Annotated in this window: 9 protein-coding genes and 3 pseudogenes; 7 read left to right on the forward strand and 5 right to left on the reverse strand. The window is 71.5% G+C overall.

Translation table 11 applies throughout. The features are described from left to right. The first annotated feature begins 178 nt into the window (after nt 1-178). The 4 genes and pseudogenes from ACWDVG_RS05790 to ACWDVG_RS05805 all read left to right on the forward strand — a co-directional run. Nucleotides 179-1,246 (forward strand): glucose-1-phosphate thymidylyltransferase, encoded by a 1,068-nt coding sequence (locus tag ACWDVG_RS05790; protein ID WP_451696551.1) that lies wholly within the window; start codon nt 179-181, stop codon nt 1,244-1,246. Further along, complete coding sequence (gene rfbB, locus ACWDVG_RS05795) at nt 1,243-2,235, forward strand: dTDP-glucose 4,6-dehydratase (RefSeq protein ID WP_451696553.1); 993 nt, start codon at nt 1,243-1,245, stop codon at nt 2,233-2,235. Before ACWDVG_RS05790 ends, rfbB begins: the two co-directional genes overlap by 4 nt. Nucleotides 2,236-2,356: 121 nt before the next feature. Beyond that, nucleotides 2,357-5,419, forward strand: a pseudogene (locus ACWDVG_RS05800) (alpha-amylase family glycosyl hydrolase); the annotation flags it as partial. A 128-nt stretch (nt 5,420-5,547) separates the two neighbouring features. Then, nucleotides 5,548-8,592, forward strand: a pseudogene (locus ACWDVG_RS05805) (alpha-amylase family glycosyl hydrolase); the annotation flags it as partial. A 92-nt stretch (nt 8,593-8,684) separates the two neighbouring features. Here the strand turns inward: ACWDVG_RS05805 and ACWDVG_RS05810 are convergent. The 5 genes and pseudogenes from ACWDVG_RS05810 to ACWDVG_RS05830 form a co-directional block, all read right to left on the reverse strand. Beyond that, nucleotides 8,685-10,763: a radical SAM protein gene (locus ACWDVG_RS05810; protein WP_451696555.1), complete on the reverse strand. Its 2,079-nt coding sequence runs from the start codon at nt 10,761-10,763 to the stop codon at nt 8,685-8,687. 142 nt (nt 10,764-10,905) lie between these two features. After that, the gene (locus ACWDVG_RS05815; RefSeq protein WP_451696556.1) at nt 10,906-11,844 is read right to left on the reverse strand and encodes an aldo/keto reductase; all 939 of its coding nucleotides are present in this window, start codon (nt 11,842-11,844) and stop codon (nt 10,906-10,908) included. A 32-nt stretch (nt 11,845-11,876) separates the two neighbouring features. After that, nucleotides 11,877-13,364, reverse strand: a complete 1,488-nt coding sequence (locus ACWDVG_RS05820) for a GMC family oxidoreductase (protein WP_451696558.1) — start codon at nt 13,362-13,364, stop codon at nt 11,877-11,879. Beyond that, nucleotides 13,361-14,302: an adenosine kinase gene (locus ACWDVG_RS05825; RefSeq protein ID WP_451696560.1), complete on the reverse strand. Its 942-nt coding sequence runs from the start codon at nt 14,300-14,302 to the stop codon at nt 13,361-13,363. The genes ACWDVG_RS05820 and ACWDVG_RS05825 overlap by 4 nt, the downstream gene beginning before the upstream one ends. 618 nt (nt 14,303-14,920) lie before the next feature. Further along, a pseudogene (locus ACWDVG_RS05830) lies at nt 14,921-15,331 on the reverse strand (carbohydrate-binding module family 20 domain-containing protein); the annotation flags it as partial. A gap of 188 nt (nt 15,332-15,519) precedes the next feature. Between ACWDVG_RS05830 and ACWDVG_RS05835 the strand changes: the two are divergent. From ACWDVG_RS05835 to ACWDVG_RS05845, 3 genes are all read left to right on the forward strand, one after another. Next, nucleotides 15,520-16,065 carry a hypothetical protein gene (locus ACWDVG_RS05835; RefSeq protein ID WP_451696562.1) on the forward strand — a complete coding sequence of 182 codons (546 nt, stop codon included), beginning with the start codon at nt 15,520-15,522 and terminating at the stop codon, nt 16,063-16,065. 236 nt (nt 16,066-16,301) lie between these two features. Then, nucleotides 16,302-16,457 (forward strand): hypothetical protein, encoded by a 156-nt coding sequence (locus tag ACWDVG_RS05840; RefSeq protein ID WP_451696564.1) that lies wholly within the window; start codon nt 16,302-16,304, stop codon nt 16,455-16,457. Nucleotides 16,458-17,273: 816 nt separating this feature from the next. After that, nucleotides 17,274-18,719: an MFS transporter gene (locus tag ACWDVG_RS05845; protein WP_451696565.1), complete on the forward strand. Its 1,446-nt coding sequence runs from the start codon at nt 17,274-17,276 to the stop codon at nt 18,717-18,719. Nucleotides 18,720-18,731 lie beyond the last annotated feature (12 nt).

The raw sequence follows: 18,731 nt of genomic DNA on the forward strand, positions 1-18,731 counted from the left end.
CGAGTGAAGCACCCTCGCGTGACGGCTAGCAAGAGATTTCAGAAACTTTCAGACATGACTTGCAGTGCAGGGCGCGGCTCTGCTTGAGTCGCCGATGCGACCGCCGACAACTGCCTCGAGAGCGAGGAGGGACCGTGCCCAGACACCGTCAGGCCGCACCCGACCGAAGGCAGCCGATGTGAAAGCCCTGGTCCTGGCCGGTGGAACCGGCAGTCGACTGCGCCCCTTCACCCACTCCGGGACCAAGCAACTCCTGCCGATCGCCAACAAGCCGGTGCTCTTCTACGGCCTGGAGGCCATTGCGGCGGCCGGCATCAGCGAAGTGGGCCTCGTCGTGGGCGACTACGCGGGCGACATCCGTCGGGCCGTCGGCGCCGGGGGATCCGCTTTCGGACTCGACATCACCTACATCGCCCAGAGCCGCCCGCTGGGCCTCGCCCACGCGGTGTCCATCGCCCGCGACTTCCTCGGCGACGACGACTTCCTCGTCTACCTGGGCGACAACTACCTTCAGGACGGCATCACGGACTTCGTCGCCCGCGCGACGCTGCACCCCGCCGCGGCCCGACTGCTCGTCACCTCCGTCGCCGACCCCAGCGCCTTCGGCGTGGCGGAGGTCGAGACGACCGGCCGCGTGACACGGGTGGAGGAGAAGCCCGCGCACCCGCGCAGTGACCTCGCCCTCATCGGCGTCTACGCCTTCAGCCCCGCACTGCACGACGCGGTGCGAGCGATCCGCCCCTCCGCGAGGGGCGAACTCGAGATCACCCACGCGATCCAGTGGCTTATCGACGACGGGCGGGACGTGCGCGCCGAAGCGACCCCCTCCGTGTGGCGCGACACCGGCAGCGTGGAGGACATGCTGGAGGTGAACCGCCACGTCCTGGACGGCCTGCGCGGGCGACTCGAAGGAAAGGTGGACCCCGACAGCGCCGTCGTGGGACGAGTCGTCCTCGGCGAGGGGGCTGTGGTCAGGGGATCGCGGATCACCGGCCCCGTCGTCATCGGTCCCGGCAGTGTCATCAGCAACGCCGTCATCGGCCCCTACACCTCGATCGGTGCCAACTGCCGCGTCCACGACAGCTCGATCGAGACCTCGGTCCTTCTCGACGGGGCCGCCGTCGACGGTGCCGGCCGCATCGAACGCTCCTTCATCGGCCGCGACGCCGTCGTGGCGGCCCCCCGGTTCCCGTACGCCCATCGCCTCGTACTCGGCGACCACAGCAAGGTGCAGATCCACCCATGACCCGACGCATACTCGTCACCGGCGGCGCCGGATTCATCGGTTCGGCCCACGTCCTGCGCCTCCTCGGCCCTACCGGGCCGCCGGAGGCCTCCGTGACCGTCCTCGACAACCTTACCTACGCGGCGGGCCCCGCCCATCTGGACCCGGTGCGCGATGACCGGCGCTTCCGGTTCGTGCACGGCAGCGTCACCGACGCGGAGCTCGTCGACACCCTCGTCCCCGGCCACGACGAGATCGTGCACTTCGCGGCCGAGTCCCACGTCGACCGGTCGATCGAGGACGGCTCGCTCTTCGTCCGCACCAACGTCCTCGGGACGCAGACCCTCCTGGACGCGGCCGTCCGCCACGGCGTACGGACCTACGTACAGATCTCCACCGACGAGGTGTACGGCTCGATCGCCGAAGGCGCGGCGGCTGAGGACGCGCCGCTCCGGCCCACCTCGCCGTACTCCGCCTCGAAGGCCGCCGCCGACCTGATGGCACTCGCCTACCATGCCACCCACGGTCTGGACGTCCGCGTCACGCGTTGCTCCAACAACTTCGGACCGCGCCAGCACCCCGAGAAGCTGATCCCGCGCTTCGTGACCGCTCTCCTGGCGGGCGAGGACGTGCCTCTGTTCGGCGACGGCTCCCAGATCCGGGACTGGCTCCACGTGGAGGACCACGTCACCGCGGTCGAACTCGTCAGGACCGGTGGACGCCCCGGCCGGGTCTACAACATCGGCGGCGGGACCTCCCTCACCAACTTGGACCTGACCCGCCGCCTCCTCGGGCTCTGCGGCGCCGGGCCCGGCCGGATCGCCAGGGTGACGGACCGCAAGGGCCACGACCAGCGGTATGCGGTGGACGACACCCGCATCCGCCGGGAACTGGGCTACGCCCCCCGCGCCGACTTCACCACGGCCCTCGCCCACACGGTCCGTTGGTACGCGGACCGGCACCCGCGGACGCCCGACGGCAGCCCCGTGGACGGGACCCTCTCCTTCTGAGCCCTGGCCCGCGTCCGCGTTCTCGTACCCCGGGCCGCGCCCGGCCACCCCCTTCCGTACCCACCCCTCCACGCTCCCGAGGAGCAGCACACCCGTGACCGGACCTCTCCGGCGCTCCGCCATGACCCTGGCGACCGCCCTCCTGGCGACGGCCCTCACCGACACACCGTCCACGGCGACCGCGGCATCCTCGCCGGCCGCACCGCCCCCGTCGGACCGGGCACTCGCCGCGCAGCCCGCCCGGCACGACCTGACCCGCGAGCAGTTCTACCTGGCGCTGCCCGACCGGTTCGCCAACGGCGACGCCTCAAACGACCGGGGCGGACTCACCGGCACCCGCATGGAGACCGGCTTCGACCCCACCGACAGGAAGTTCTTCCAGGGTGGCGACCTCAAGGGGCTCACCGAGCGGCTCGACTACATCAAGGGCCTCGGCACCACCGCCCTCTGGATGGCCCCCGTCTTCACCAACATCCCCGTCCAGGACAGGGGGGACGCGAAGGACGCCACGGCCGGCTACCACGGCTACTGGATCACCGACTTCACCCGGGTCGACCCGCACTTCGGCACCAACGAGGACCTGCGGACACTGGTCGACACCGCCCACGCCATGGGAATGAAGGTCTTCTTCGACGTCATCACCAACCACACCGCCGACACCGTCGACTACGCCGAGAAGGAGTACGGATACCGCCCCAAGGGCGCGTTCCCCTACCTCGACAGCGCCGGCCGCCCCTTCGACGACACCGCGGAAGCCCCCCGGATCGACGCCGACTCCTTCCCGTACACTCCCGTCGCCACGGCACGGACCAAAGTGCCGGACTGGCTCAACGACCCCACCATGTACCACAACCGGGGCGACTCCACCTTCGTCGGCGAGAGCGGCCTCAACGGCGACTTCTTCGGCCACGACGACCTGTGGACGGAGCGTCCCGAGGTCGTCGAGGGCATGAAGAGGATCTACGAGAAGTGGGTCGAGGACTTCGGCATCGACGGCTTCCGCGTCGACACCGCCAAGAACGTCAACATGGAGTTCTGGACCCAGTGGGCCACCGCCCTCGACGCCTACGCCGAGGAGCGGGGACGCGAGGACTTCTTCATGTTCGCCGAGGCCTTCTCCGCCGACGCGACGATCACCGCTCCGTACGTCACCCAGGGCCGGCTCGACTCCACCCTCGACTTCCCGCTCCAGTCCGCCCTGCGCAACTACGTCTCGCGCGGCGGACCCGCCGGCGACCTCGCACACGCCCTCGCCCAGGACCACCGCTACAGCACCGACAAGGCCAACGCCTACGAGCAGGTCACCTTCCTCGGCAGCCACGACATGGGCCGGATCGGCACCTTCCTCACCCAGGACAACCCCGGCGTCACCGACGCAGAACTGCTCCGCCGCGACCGGCTCGCCCACGAACTGCTCCTCCTCTCCCGCGGCAACCCCGTCGTCTACGCCGGTGACGAGCAGGGCTTCACCGGCTCCGGCGGCGACGCCGACGCCCGCCAGACCCTCTTCGCCTCACAGGTCCCCGACTACCTCGACGACGACCTCATCGGCACCGACCGCACCCACGCGACCGACGCCTTCGACCCGGGCCACCCCCTCTACCGGGCGATCGCCCGGCTCTCCCGCCTCACCAAGCGTCACCCCGCGCTGCGCGACGGCGTCCAGATCGAGCGCCACGTCGCCGAGGGCCAGGGCGTCTACGCCTTCTCCCGCGTCGACCCCCGCAACCGCACCGAGTACCTCGTCGCCGTCAACAACGCCGAGGAGCCCAGGACCGCCGAAGTCTCCACCGGAGCCGCCCACCAGGACCTCCTCCCCCTGTACGGCACCCACCGGCCCCAGCGCAGCGGACCCACCGGCACCGTGACCGTCACCGTGCCCGCCCTGTCGGCCGTCGTTCTCAAGGCCCGCACCCCGCTGCCCCGCGACGCCGCCGCACCGTCCCTCAGCCTCTCCGTCCCCCCGGCCGGAGCACGCGGCACCGTGGAGATCGGCGCGACCGTCTCCGGAGACCCCCTCACCCGTGTGGTCTTCGCCTCCCAGGTCGGCGACGGACCCTGGCAGGTCCTCGGCGCCGCCGACCACGCCCCGTACAAGATCACTCAGAACCTGCCGGGCGACATCACCGCGGGCGCCCCGCTGCGCTACAAGGCCGTCGCCGTGGACGGCTCGGGCCGCACCGCCGCCGCCCTCGACACCACCACGAGTGGCGAGAACCCGCCCCCGGCAAGGCCGAAGGCCGAACGCCGGTACGTCGTCGTGCACTATCAGCGCCCCGACGGCGACCACGACGGCCTGAGGCTGCGCACCGCGTCCGGCACCGCCGAGTTCGCCGGCCGCGACGCGTACGGCGCCTTCGCCTGGGTGACCCCGCCCGAGGGAACGACGAGCCTCTCCTTCACCGTGGAGAAGGACGGTGTCCCCGACGGTCCCGAACGCGTCCTCGACGTCACCGCCGCCGGCGAGATCTGGACCCGACAGGGATCCACCCTGGTCGACGCCACCCGCCCCGCCGCCGCCCAGACCCCCCAGGATCCGGCCAAGGCCGTCATCCACTACCACCGGCCCGACGGCGACTACGACGGGTGGGGGCTCCACGCCTGGACCGGAGCCGCCCACCCGCCCGAATGGAACGACCCGATCCGGCCCGTGCGCCGCGACGCCTTCGGCCTCGTCTTCGAGGTCCCCCTCAGCGAGAGAGCCCTCTCCCTGAGCTACATCCTCCACAAGAAGGAGGAGAAGGACGTCGCCGCCGACGAGGCCCTCGACTTCCGCCTCCACGGCCGGGAGGTCTGGCGCATCGCCGGAGACCCCGCCTACCTGTCACCCTCCCTCGGCGGGGCCTTCCCGCTCGACCTGAGCCGCAGCGACGCCATCTGGCTCGACGACACCACCGTCGTCTGGCGCGGTACCGGCACCGGGGTCGCCAGTCAGCAACTCGTCTACGCCCCCGGGGGCATCGCGCTCACCGACGGATCCCTCTCCCACGAGGGCCGGTGGCTGCGTCTCACCCCCACCACGCTCTCCGCCGACCAGCGAGCACGCCATCGCCGGTACGAGGGCTGGTCGGCCTTCGCCCTCGACCCCCGCGACCTCGACCGAGCCGCCGAGGCACGACAGGGACAGCTCATCGCCACCCAGCGGGCCGCCGACGGCGCACTCCTGGGCGCGACCGCCGTCCAGCAGCCCACCCACTGAACCGCCACTCTGGAAGGGACCCAGACGTGTACGACCCACACACCCCCGCGCGAGCCCCACACCGCACCGCACGCCCAGGAGCGCGCCTCGCCATCGCCACCGTGGTCGCGCTGATGGCGACGGCCGTCGCCGCCCACACCCCGGCGGCGGCCGGCCACCGGACCCCGCCGCCGCCGTCGGACCGGGCCCTCGCCGCACAGCCCGCCCGGCACGACCTCACGCGTGAGCAGTTCTACTTCGTGCTGCCCGACCGGTTCGCCAACGGCGACGCCTCCAACGACCGGGGCGGCCTGACCGGCAGCCGTCTGGAGACGGGCTTCGACCCCACGGACAAGGGCTTTTACCAGGGCGGCGACCTCAAGGGCCTGACCCAGCGGCTCGACTACATCAAGGGCCTCGGCACCACCGCCATCTGGATGGCGCCGATCTTCAGGAACAAGCCCGTCCAGGGCGTCGGCAAGGACGCCTCCGCCGGCTACCACGGCTACTGGATCACCGACTTCACCCAGGTCGACCCGCACTTCGGCACCAACGACGACCTGAAGAAGCTGATCGCCACCGCCCACGCCAAGGGCATGAAGGTCTTCTTCGACGTCATCACCAACCACACCGCCGACGTCATCCGCTCCGGCGAGAACCGGTACGCCTACCGGAGCAAGGGCGCCTACCCCTACCTGGACAGCACCGGACGTCCCTTCGACGACACGACCACCGCCGCCCCGGTGGACGCCGACAGCCTCCCGTACACACCCGTCGTCCCCCCGGCGGAGCGGAACGCCAAGAAGCCCGCCTGGCTCAACGACCCCACGATGTACCACCACCGGGGCGACTCGACCTTCGTCGGCGAGAGCGGTCTCTACGGCGACCACACCGGCCTCGACGACCTGTGGACCGAACGCCCCGAGGTCGTGCGCGGGCTCGCCGAGATCTACCAGCGCTGGGTCGAGGACTTCGGCATCGACGGCTTCCGCGTCGACACCGTCAAGAACGTCGACATGGAGTTCTGGACCCAGTGGGCCACCGCCCTGGACGCCTACGCCGCCCGGCAGGGACGGAAGGACTTCCTCATCTTCGGCGAGGTCCTCTCCTCCGATCCCGCCGTGACGGCCCCCTACGTCACCCGGGGCCGGCTCGACTCCACCCTCGACTTCCCCCTCCAGCAGGCCGTCCGCGACGTCGCGTCGATCGGCCGCCCGGCCTCTTCCCTCACGGACGTCTTCGCCCAGGACTACCGGTACACCACCGACAAGGCCAACGCCTACGAGCAGGTGACCTTCCTCGGCAACCACGACATGGGCCGTATCGGCGGGTTCCTCCGCAAGGACAACCCCGGCGCCGACGACCGGGAACTCCTCGCCCGGGCCCGCCTCGCCAACGAGATCATCTTCCTCTCCCGCGGCAACCCGGTCGTCTACGCCGGCGACGAGCAGGGCTTCACCGGCGCCGGCGGCGACAAGGAGGCCCGCCAGACCCTCTTCGCCTCGCAGGTCCCCGACTACCTCGACGACGACCTCATCGGCACCGACCGCACCCACGCGACCGACGCCTACGACTCCACTCATCCGCTCTACCGCTCCATCGCCGGACTCTCCCGCCTGACCAAGGAGCACCCCGCCCTGCGTGACGGCGTGCAGATCGAGCGGTACGCGGACGCGGCCGGCGCGGGAGTCCACGTCACCTCCAGGATCGACCCGAAGCGGCGGACCGAGTACCTGGTCGCGGTCAACAACGCCACCACCTCACGGGCCGTCACCTTCCGCAGCGGGACGTCCCGCACCTCGTTCACCCCGCTCCACGGACGGAGCACGACGGTCCGCAGCGACGCCGACCGTGAGGTCACGCTCACCGTCCCGGCCCTGTCCTCGGTCGTCCTCAAGGCCGACCGCCCGCTGGACACCTCCCGCACCGCACCGGCCGTGACCCTCAAGGCCCCGGCCGCCGGAGCCACCGGCACCGTCGAACTCACCGCCGACGTCCGGGGCGGAGAGCTGAGCCGCGTCGTCTTCGCCGCCCAGGTCGGCGACGGACCCTGGAAGGTCCTCGGCTCCGCCGACCATGCCCCGTACAAGGTCACCCAGAACCTGCCCAGCGCCACTCCCAAGGGCACCGCGCTGCGATACAAGGCGGTCGTCGTCGACGACCGCGGACGCGTCGCGAGCAGCCGCGCCGCCTCCACCGCGGGCGAGCCCGCAGCGCCCACCCGCCCCAGCGCCTTCGAACGCGACTACGCCGTCATCCACTACCGGCGCCCCGACGGCGACTACACCGGCTGGAAGCTCGCGACCGGGGGCACCACCGCGGAGTTCACCGGCCGGGACGCCTTCGGCGCGTTCGCCTGGGTCAAGGTGACCTCCGGCACCGGCAGCGTCTCCTACACCGTCGAGAAGGACGGCACGACGGACGGGCCTCCGCGCACCGTGGAGCTGCGGCGCACCGGAGAGGTCTGGATCGAAGCGGGGGCCGACGGCCAGTCCGAGACCGTCCCGGCCGGGGTCTACCCGCCGCAGGACGAGCGGAAGGCCGTCGTCCACTACTACCGTCCGGACGGCGACTACACGGGCTGGGGGCTGCACACCTGGACCGGTGCCGCGGCACCCACCGACTGGTCCCGGCCGCTGGCCCCGGTCAGCAGCGACGCCTTCGGCGCGGTCTTCGAGGTGCCACTGGCCGAAGGAGCCACGTCACTCAGCTACATCGTCCACCGGGGCGACGAGAAGGACGTCCCCGGCGACCGCTCGCTCGAGTTCGGCTCCCACGGCAAGGAGGTGTGGCTCGTCGGCGGCGACACCGGTTACCTCCTGCCCGGCATCCGCACCACGCCGGATCTCGACCTCTCCCGCTCCAAGGCGACCTGGCTCGACGCCACCACCCTCGTGTGGGACGTCAAGGCCACCGACTCCACCAGCCAGCAGCTCGTCTACGGTGCCCCGGGAAGCATCGCGGTCGAGGAAGGGGCCCTCACCGACGAGGGCCGCTGGCTGCGGCTCCTCCCTACGGCCCTCACCGAGGAACAGCGTGCGGCCCGGCCGGAGCTGGCCGGCCGTCAGGCCTTCGCCGTCGACCCGCGCGATCGGGACCGGATCGAGGAGGCCCTGCGCGGGCAGCTCGTCGCCACCCAGCGGAACACCGCGGGTGCCCTCCTCGCCGCCACGTCGGTGAGCGGAACGAGACTGCGCTGAGACGACCCTGAACGCGTAGTGCCCCCGAACGAGAGTTCGGGGGCACTACGCGTTCGCGCGTCCGTCCGGCCTCAGCCCCGCGAGAGCGCGTACGGGGCCCCGGAAGGGGGTTCAGAAGCTTCAGAACGGGTTCCGGTACGGCGCAGTGTCTCGCCACGTCGCCGTATCAGTGCCGGTTCCCGCAGTTCGCGGGCGAGAAGCAGCCCGGCCAGTTCCTCGCCGGGCACCTCGGTGCGCAGTGCGCGTACCGCGTCGATCAGCGCGGCGACCGACGGCGCGTCGGCAGCCGAAGCGCCGTCCAGGAGCCGGTCGAGCGCGCGGGCCGAGGGCCCGGACGGCGCGGGCGGCCCCGCCGGCACCCCGAGAAGCGGTCCGGCCGCTTCGGCCGGGAGCAGCGTCGCGTACCCCGCGAGCTCCTCGTCGGGTGTGATCAGCAGCAGGTGCTTGGTGAGCAGCGCCGCCTCGGCGAAGGGACCGGGGGAGGAGAAGGGGGCGAGCGTGACCGCGGGGAAGCCGAGTACGCAGCCGGCGTGGAGCAGGATCTGCCGGACGCGTACGGACTCGGATACGTCGGGAGCGTCGGGCAGCAGCTCCGCGGTCCGGGCCAGGAACCGGGCGACCACTCCGTCGGCCTCCCGGGTGTCGAGTGCCTCACCGCCCTGGAAGTACCGGCCGAGATAGGAGCGCCACCAGGCGAGCTGCACCGCGTAGAGCCCTGCCACGACCTCCTCGTACGCCCTCCGGGACATCGCGTCCCGCTCGGCGAGTCCGCGCAGCAGCGGCACGAGCTCGCGGTAGACCAGTCGGATCCAGGTGTGGGGCGAGCGCTGTACGTCCCAGCACTGCTCCCGCACATGGTCGGCGAGGACCTCCTCGACACTGCTCGCGCCCGCGGTGAGGTCCGTACGTACCCCGGTCGGCGTGACGTCGAACCGGTAGAGGTGGGTCTCCGCCAACGGGGCTTCCGGCACGGGAAGTTGCGTGTCGATGAACCGTTCGAGCTCGGCGAACTCGGTCAGGAGCGGTTCGGGCGCGACCGCGATCCGGGGGTACAGCGGGTCCGCGAACCGTCCCTTGATCTTGGCGATCTCCTCGGACAGCGCCTGGTAGAGGAAGACCTTGTCGAAGCGGTAGCTGAAGGAGAGCCCGACGTAGGGGAAGACGGTGCACCCCCGGCACTCCGGACGGAAGCCGACCTCCTTGTCCCTGACCCGCTGGAACTCCTCGTCCCGCACCAGCTCCGCGAGGTCCCGGTCCCACACCACCGAGTTGTCGAAGGCGTGGTAGCAGGGCAGGACGAGCCGCCCGTCCGGACCGACCGTCAGGATCCGCTTGTTGGCGTAGCACTGCGTCGGAGCGCTCGGGTCCTGCGTCTCCACGTACTTGCGGAAATGCAGGTTGATCAGCGAGAACGGCGCGTACAGCAGGCCGAGCAGCAGGTCGGGAAGGGAACCGTCGTCCGGGCCCGGCGCCTCGGCGCGGGCCGGTCCGCAGGAGCCGGCCACCGGTTTGCCGTTCTGCTCCACCAGCTTCAGTTTCCGGGCCGTCCTGCGCACGTCCCGGACGGTGTCCTGCGCGTCGAAGTACTCGAACATGGTCGAGAAGTAGACGGTCACCCGGTTCTCCTGGGCGAAGCGCAGCAGGTCGGATACCTCGTCCACGTTCTCGCGGGTGACCACGCAGATGAGTTTCAAGTTCTCCGCACCGGAGGCGACGATCTCCCGGATCACGTCCAGGGCCCGGTCGAGCGTCGGCACGCCCCGGATCGCCCGGTAGCGTTCGGGCCGCAGCGTGTCCAGGGAGACGTTCATGGTGTCGACGTACGGCACGATCGCGTCGATGTGCTTGGCGAACCGAATGCCGTTACTGGTGATCTCGACGGTCATGCCGAGGGACTTCGCGTACTGGACGATGCCGTCGATGTGCGGGTGGAGCACGGGCTCCCCGCCGGTGAAGTCGACGTAGCGGACGCCGAGGGCGTGCAGCTCGTCCAGGATCCGGCGGCCCTGTTCGAGGGTGAGTTCCTCGTAGCCCTTGAACTTGTCGTCCTGCCAGACGTTGCAGTAGCCACAGAGGGAGTTGCAGCGGAACGTGATGTAGAAGCGGGCCGACTCGAAGGAAGTCGCCACGGTCGCGGCGGTGGGAATCACGGTGTCTCTCCGTCCGAGGAGGAGGCGCTCCGGCAAGGGCCGGGTACGCAGAGAAAGGCCCGGCGCCGGATCGGCGCCGGGCGGGGGAAGGCCGGGCGAGGAGGGGATGCCGGGTGACGAGGAGAAGTCAGGTGTGGGCGGCTCAGGGGAGCGGGGCGCCCCGGGCGGCCGTCCACAGCGCGTACCACTCCTCGTGACCGAGGCCGGGCGGCCGCCCCACCGCGTCGCGGCAGGCGCGGATCCGCTCCGGGCGGGACGTCCCGACCACCGGCACGATCCCGGCCGGGTGACGCTGGAGCCACCACAGCACCACCGCCTCCGGGGTGGTGTCCTTGGCGTCGGCGAGCCGGGCCACGAGCGCGGCCGCGGGACCGGCCTGCGGATCGGAGAAACGCCCGCCGGCGAGCGCGCCCCAGGCCTGGAGCTCGATGCCCCGCTCGCCGCAGTACTCCACCGTGCCCGAGGGGAACCCGACCCCTGCGCCGGCCGGGGTGTTCACGAGCACCCCCTCCTCCACCCAGTCCCTGCGGTGGAGGCTCATCTCCAACTGGTCGACGGTCAGCGGCACATCGAGGAAGGACTGGAGACGCGCGATCTGGGCGGCGTTCATGTTGGACACACCGAAACGGCGCACGAGACCCTGCCGGTGCAGGGAGGTGAGCGCCTCCGCGAGCTCCTCCGGGTCGGCCAGCGGGTCGGGCCGGTGCAGCAGCAGGACGTCGACCGCGTCGGTCCGCAGCCGGGCGAGGCTCTCCTCCACTCGGCGCAGCACGCTCGGGCCGCGCAGGTCGTACAGTCCCGGCCGACCCTCCTCGGGGAGCCGGATGCCGACCTTGGTCTGGAGGGTGATCCGGTCGCGCAGCCCCGGGGCCCGGGACAGCACCTCACCGAAGACGGCCTCGGACTTGCCGTACCGGTAGATGTCGGCGTGGTCGAAGGCGGTGATACCGGTGTCGAGCGCCGCCTCCACCGCGGCCTCGGCGCGGGCGATGTCGCCGGAGCCGTACGGCAGGGTGTCCCAGCCGCCGCCGAGCCCCATGCAGCCGTACACGAGACGTCGGCCGCAGGCGTCTTCTGTCATGCGCGTCGGTCCTCCCGGGCCGGTGCTGCGGTTCACGAGCCGGCCACGGCGGCCGCCAGCATCTCGGCGACGGCCAGGACGGGCAGCTGCGTGTTGGCGGCGGGAACCGTCGGCAGTACGGACGCGTCCGCCACCCGCAGGTTCGCCACACCGTGCACCCGGCCCTCACCGTCCACCACCGCGGACGGATCGGCGGCGGGTCCCGTCGCGCACGTCCCCACCGGATGCCAGTACGTGCCGAGGCGGGCACGCAGCTCCGCCTCGGGCAGTTCGTGCGCGGGCAGGCCCTCCGGCAGCGCGGCGAGCCCCTTCAGGGCCGTGGACGCGGCGAACCGGCGGGCGGTCGCCAGCCCCGACCGGAGCACGGCCACGTCGCGCCCCTCCGGATCCGACAGGAACGCCGGATCGATCGCGGGCGACTGGTCCGGGTCGGCGGACCGCAGCCACACCCTGCCCCGGGAGACGGGCTTCACGAGGAAGGCCGACACCCCCGCCTCGTACCGTCCCGGGGGCAGGGAGCCGAAGAGCGGCGGCCCCGCGGAGGGAAGAATGTGCAGGTCCCAGCCGTCCGCGGGGGCGTGTTCGCTCGCCGCGCGGACGAGCACACGGTTGACGTACAGCTCGCCGTCGCGCTCCTTCTCCGCCAGGGCCGCGTCCAGCTCCGGGGTCGGCACGAGCGGCAGGAAGACGCCGGGCTGGTCGCTCAGGTTCGCGCCCACTCCGGGCAGGTCGACCGCCGGGTCGATGCCGATGTGCCGCAGCCGGTCGGCCGGGCCTATGCCGCTGCGCATCAGCAGCGCCGGGGAACCGAAGGTGCCGGAGGCCACCACGTACAGTCCCGCGCGGAGGGTGCGCGGCACGCCGCCGGCGCGCACGACGACTCCCTCCACCCGGCCGTCGCGCAGAATCAGCCGGTCGGCGACGGAGTCCCCGAGCACCGTGAGGTTCGGACGCCGGCGGGTGTCCGCGTCGAGATAGGCCAGTGCGGCGTTCCAGCGCCGGCCGTCCACGGAGTTGATCAGGGGGAGGCCGTGACCGGGCGGGCCGGGCAGGCTCATGTCGACCTCGTGGTGACCGAGTTCCCTGGCCGCCTCGAGGGCGGCCCGGCTCCACGGGGAAAGTTCGCGGTCGGGCACCTCGCGCAGACCCATCCGCCGTACGGCCGCGGTGCGGTACGGCTCCATGGCCGCGAAGCTCCAGCGGCGCCCGCCCGAACGCTCCCACTCGACGTGGTCGGCGGCCGAACCCCAGGTGTTCCAGCAGCCGTTGACGCAGGACGAGCCGCCGATCACGCGGCCTCGAAACCGATGGACCGGCACATTGCGCTCCCACACGTCCTCGCGGGGGAGCGCCCGGGAGTCGAGCGTCCTGGCCGGCCAACCGCTCGGGTCCGGTCCGTAGTCTGGCCCCGCCTCGACGAGGCAGACGGAGCGCCCGGCGTCCTCGCTCAGCCGGGAGGCCAGGACACAGCCGGCCACGCCTCCGCCCAGGACGACGACGTCGTAGGAGCCGGCGGTCACTCGGTGTCCTTCGCGGCGGACCGGGGGCCGGTGAGCTCGGCCACCTCGTCGACCAGGGCGGCGCGGCCGATGGCGTCGCTCCCGGTGGCCGGCACGGTACATGCGTAGGCCCCGGCGACGGCGCCGTGGAGGGCGCACCGTCGCGGGTCCTCCCCCGCGAGGTGGGCGAAGAGGAAGCCGGCGGCGTAGGCGTCGCCCGCGCCGTTGGAGTCCACCACCGGTTCGCGTGGGGAGACGGCGGGGATGTGGACCGGGCCCTCGTCGTCGGCGGTGAGCAGATAGGAGCCCTCGGCCCCCGCGGTGGCGACGACGACCTCGGCCCGGCCACGCTCCAGGATCCGGCGCATGGTCCGTTCCGGATCGGGCAGGGCGGTGGTGGAGACGAAGACGATGTCGGCACCGTACGCGAAGGCCTCGTGGTACGGGTTCTCGCCGTCCCAGTTGTGCAGGTCCGTGGAGACGGTGAGCCCGGCCTCGCGCAGGAGGGGCAGGGCGAAGGCGCACGGATAGGTGATGGAGACGTGCGCGTGGCGACTGGCCGCGGCCAGCTTCCGGACCAGGTCCTCGGGGAGACGGTCGCACTCCTGCGAGCGACTGTCGTCGTAGAGCGACAGCCTGCGGCCGTCCGGGCCGACGAGGTTGACGGCCCGCTTCGTGCCGCCGGGCAGGGGGACCTCGGTGAAGTCGATGCCCCTGTCGCGGTGGAACGCCCGGATGAGGTCACCCGACGGGTCGTCGCCGATCATGTCGATGTGGTGGGTGCGCAGTCCCAGCGTGCTGAGGCCGAGCGCCACGAAGTCCCCGGTCTGGCCCGCCCGGGTTTCGATGCCGGGTCGGATCATGTAGCTGTCGGCGTAGGGAAGGGGGAGTTCGGGGACGTACACGATCGTGTCGACACCCGACCCTCCCAGGACGAGGACGTCGTAGTCGCTGCTCATGGCTGTTCCTCTCGCGTGCAGGTGCTTCAACTACCGCGGATCGCAAGTGAGTCAAGCAGCCGACGATCACGGTCGGCAAGATTTTGCGGAATGTTTCAGGAAGATCTTGCGTCGTGAGGGGTCGTTCATGGAGTGCGCATGGTTTCCGCCTCCGCTCAGGCGCGGGCCCCATGGCCGGAACCACGGGTCCGGCCATCTCTCGGCCGGATCTGGTCCCTGTGCTCCGTCAATATGGTGATGACGCCTTACGGGGGCCGGGTGGCTCGTCCTCGCGCGCTCGTCCGGCAGCGGCGCCCTGCTGAGGCGCTTCCGAGCGGACTTCGCCTCCGAGCCGTGCCGCAGTGCTGCGGCGTACTCTCCCCGGCCGGGCACCTGGCCTTCGGGTGTCCGCTCCCGGCGCGGAGACGAACAGCGACCACGTGACGGACGCCTTTTGGGCGGAGGTCGCCCGACCGCGCTCGGCGCCTCGCGCGCCGGCCACGGCGGGCGGCCTGAATCGTGCCGGGGCCTATGGGCCAAGGAGGGGCGGGATGCTCGTGAGCGCTGTCGTGGGCGGCGTTGCCCTGTGAGCTGGGGCGGGTATCGGTCTCGGCCGGTACCCGCCCAGGGGAGGGCTGATCAGTTGCGCCAGGTGTCGTTCAGGGCGATCTTGCCGTCGGCGGGGACGGTGGCCGTGCGGTTGGCGCCGCTCTCCCAGGTGACGTTGCCGGAGGCGTCCTTGCGGATGTACTTGTACGCGAAGGTCGTACCTGCGGGCAGCTTCACGTCGAGCTTCCACACCGGGTAGGCGGCGGCATCGAGCTTGAGGGCCGCGGCCGGCGCCCAGCTGCCGAGGGCGGCGTGGTCCCCGACGACGTAGATGTTCTGGCCGGGCACGGTGGTGGCGGTGACCGCGAAGGACGCGCCGGTCTCGGTCTGCTGGACGCCGCAGGGGTTGCCCGTGCCGACGGTGCCGTTCTTGACCGTGATGTTCCCGGTGCCGAGGGCGTAGTCGGCGCCGCTGTTGCTGTCCCAGGTGCCGGCGCCGTTGTTGAAGGCCGCCTTGAGGCCGGCCACTCGCTCGTGGACTATGCGCGGATTCGCCTGCGCCCGACCCACGGCATCGGTCACTGTGAGGGATCCGGAGGCTGCTGGCGGCTCGTACATCGGCAGCCTCACCGATGCGCGGCAGAAGGGGAGGTCGGATCGTGTGGGAGCCGGAAGGGGCGGAAGGGCATGTGGGCAAGGTCGGGGTGCTGCTGGAGGACGGGACCGTGCCGGGCCCGGTGTACATCGACGTGGGAAGCGGATCACACGTCCCCAGTTTCGCCGACTGGTGGGTCTACACCGGTGAGGGCCGTGCGCCGCTCGCGGAGCGGTTGCGCGCCGTGTGCGCCTGCGGCTGGTACGGCGAGACGACCTACCCGATCGACTGGACACGGGTCTCGCACCGCGAGCCCCACCTCTACGACACCTCGGGCCCGGAGAAGGACTGGGAGGTTCACACCCGTCAGGTGACTGCCTGCGCGGTGCCCCTGCCTGAGGACATCGCGCGGCTCCTCTCAGAGCTCCGCGAGCGCCTGGAGGAGATCGAGGACGGCGACCCCCTGACCGCGCTGCGGATCATCGCTGAGCTGGACTCCATCGTCGGCATCAACGGCTCCTACGCGGCTCGCCTGGCCACCAGGAAGTACCCCGACAGGGAGATCGCAGCGGCGCTCGGTAGCACCGAGAAGGCCGTGGCCGCCCGGCTGCGCCGATACGGCAATGGCAGGGGCTACTGACCCTGGCAGGGCAAGCACCGGGTCCGGGATTCCGGCTCGGGCGCATACTCCGATCGATAGGAGCGGCAAGCCTTCACCGCGGCCCCGGCCTTACCCGGCAGCAGTGACTCACCATGGCGCGGACGGCGGTTGTTGCCCAACCGAGACAGCACTCCTGGGGCGATGGTGAGTGCGGCGGTAAGGCCCGCACCGAAAGGTGAGGCCCGCACGCTGCCGATCCCTCCGAGAAGCCGTTGATGCCCTCTCCCTCGCCCCGTGGCCTCGACGAGGCCCTCGACAACCTGGCCGAGGTCGCCGGCCAGTTCTTCGCCGGTCGGTTCTACGCCGGTCGGGACCTGGCGGGGTCCGCCGTACGGACGCGACGTTCTGGCAGCCCGGGCGCCGCGTCGTGAAGGACGCCGACGGCCCGGTCCGCCGCGCCGCATCGAGCCCAAGGACGATAGGCGTCCCCGGCTGCGTGCCCGCCGAGGTGGCGCGCCTTAAGGTCCACTCCCACTCCGCCGTGGTCCTGCCCGTACGCGCCGCATCGACCACGCCGCCGTCTGGTTCAAGAAAGTCCACCTCCGCAGGTGTCAGGAGGGGAAAGAGGGCGGTCAACGGGACGTCGGAGAAGGCACCTCGCATCATGAGGTGATCATTCCTGTCCCCAGCTCGTGTCACGAGCCCCTCTCGCTGCCGCCCGGCGATCGTTACCAGGGCCGTTCGCTCTCCGGCCTGCTCGGGCCCGTAGGCCTGGCTTGGCAGGCTCGCGGGCCCGAGCCGGAGACGAGGGTGGCCCGCGCGAGCGGCGGCTGGAAGGGGGAGGCGGGCCGGGGGCTGTTGCGCGCCGGCCCGCCTCGTCGAGGCCGTCAAGGCTGTCCTCGCCTTCGCCCTCGCCTCGCCCGCTGCCCCTGGCTGTGGTCGGGGTGCGTGGTGCCGGCTCAGGGAGCGGCGGGGTGGGGGAGTGCGGACGGTGGTCGTGCGGTTGAGGAGGTGCTGCTCCTGGGCGGTGGCCTGTCCTGCCCGGGCGCGGCGCATCAGAGCGTCGAGGGCTTCTGCGAGAGCGGCTTCGGCTGACCCAGCCGCCAGGCCCGGTCGGCGTCGGGTGTCGGGCCTGGATAAAAATCTCCGCCTCTACCGAAATACCCCTGGGGGGTATAACGTTCTGCCTCGGCGAAGCCAGGTACCCCCAGGGGGTACCTAATGTGATCTCGGTGGAGGGCAGAGCGGTGTCAACGTCAACGGTCAATCCCCGGCGCTGGTGGGCGCTGGGCGTGCTGGCGACAGCACAGTTCATGGTGATCATGGATACGTCGATCATCGGCGTGGCGCTCCCGCAGATGCAGCGGGACCTCGGCTTCACCCAAGGTGACCTGAGCTGGGTGTTCAACGCCTACGTGATCGCCTTCGGCGGACTCCTCCTGCTCGGCGGCCGCCTCTCGGACCTTCTCGGCGCACGCCGGGTCTTCGCGGCCGGCTGGGTGGTGCTGACCGCCGGCTCCGTCGTCGCCGCCGCGGCCGGCAGCGCCGGGGTCGAAATCCTGGGCCGGGCCGTGCAGGGAGTGGGCGGAGCCCTCATCGCGCCGGCGTCGATGACGCTGCTGATGATGCTCTTCGGCCACAACCCCAAGGAGCTCGGCAAGGCCCTCGCCCTCTACGGCGCGGCCGCACCAGCCGGCGGAACGGCCGGAGTCTTCCTCGGCGGCGTGTTCACGCAGTGGGCGTCCTGGCCGTGGATCTTCATGATCTACATCCCGATCGGCATCGCCACCCTCGCCGCCACCGGCCTCCTGCCGGCTGTGGGCCGTCGCCGGGGCGGGATTGACGTCCTGGGCGCCGCAGCGGTCACCGCCGGCCTGGCCCTCGCGGTGTTCGCCATCGTCCGGGCCTCAGAGGCTGGCTGGGGCAGCGCGCAGACCTTGCTGCAGCTGACCGGCGCCGGCGTTCTGCTGGCCGTCTTCCTGCTCATCCAGAAGGCGTCGAAGGCGCCGCTGATGGCGCTGAGCATCTGGCGCATCCCGGGGCTGGGCATCTCCAACCTCGCGATGGCTCTGCTGGGCGCCGCCTGGATCCCGATGTGGTACTTCCTCAACCTCTACCTCCAGCAGGTTCTGGGTTACGGGGCCTTCTCCAGCGGCGCGGCCCTGCTGCCGATGACCGCCCTGCTGATGGTCTTCATGACCACGCTCACCGGGCGCCTGCTGGGCCGCTTCGGCGCCAAGACCCTGATCGCGTCCGGCCTGCTGGTTCTGGCCGCCGGCCTGGTGTGGCTCTCGGCGGCCGAGCCGGCCGGAACCTTCATGGTGGACGTCCTGCCCGCCTCCCTGGTCGCCGCCACCGGCATGTCCCTGGCCTACATCCCGGCGCTGATGTCGGCGATGGCCGGCGCACCGCCGGAGCAGGCGGGCCTGGCATCGGGCATCGTCAACACCACCTACCAAGTCGGCTCCGCCCTGGGCCTGGCCGCCCTGACCGCGCTCGCCGCCTCCCAGGGCGCCGACCGCCTCGGCGACCTGCCCGCCCTGACCCACGGATTCAGCAGCGCTTTCCTCGGCGCCGCCGCCATCGCCGGGGCCGGAGCCCTGGCCACCGCCCTGCTGATGAAGGGCAACGGGTCCGCGGCCGCGGCCGCGGACCAGGAGGCCGCCGCCGAAAGCGAGCGTGTCAGCAGCTGACCTCCCCGCACA

This window comes from Streptomyces sp. NPDC003327 (genome assembly GCF_053589515.1).

Excerpts from the sequence above, each read along its gene's own strand:
- rfbB (WP_451696553.1), top strand. The coding sequence starts at position 1,243 with ATGACCCGACGCATACTCGTCACCGGCGGCGCCGGATTCATCGGTTCG.
- ACWDVG_RS05815 (WP_451696556.1), bottom strand. The coding sequence starts at position 11,844 with ATGACAGAAGACGCCTGCGGCCGACGTCTCGTGTACGGCTGCATGGGG.
- ACWDVG_RS05825 (WP_451696560.1), bottom strand. The coding sequence starts at position 14,302 with ATGAGCAGCGACTACGACGTCCTCGTCCTGGGAGGGTCGGGTGTCGAC.
- ACWDVG_RS05840 (WP_451696564.1), top strand. The coding sequence starts at position 16,302 with ATGCCCTCTCCCTCGCCCCGTGGCCTCGACGAGGCCCTCGACAACCTG.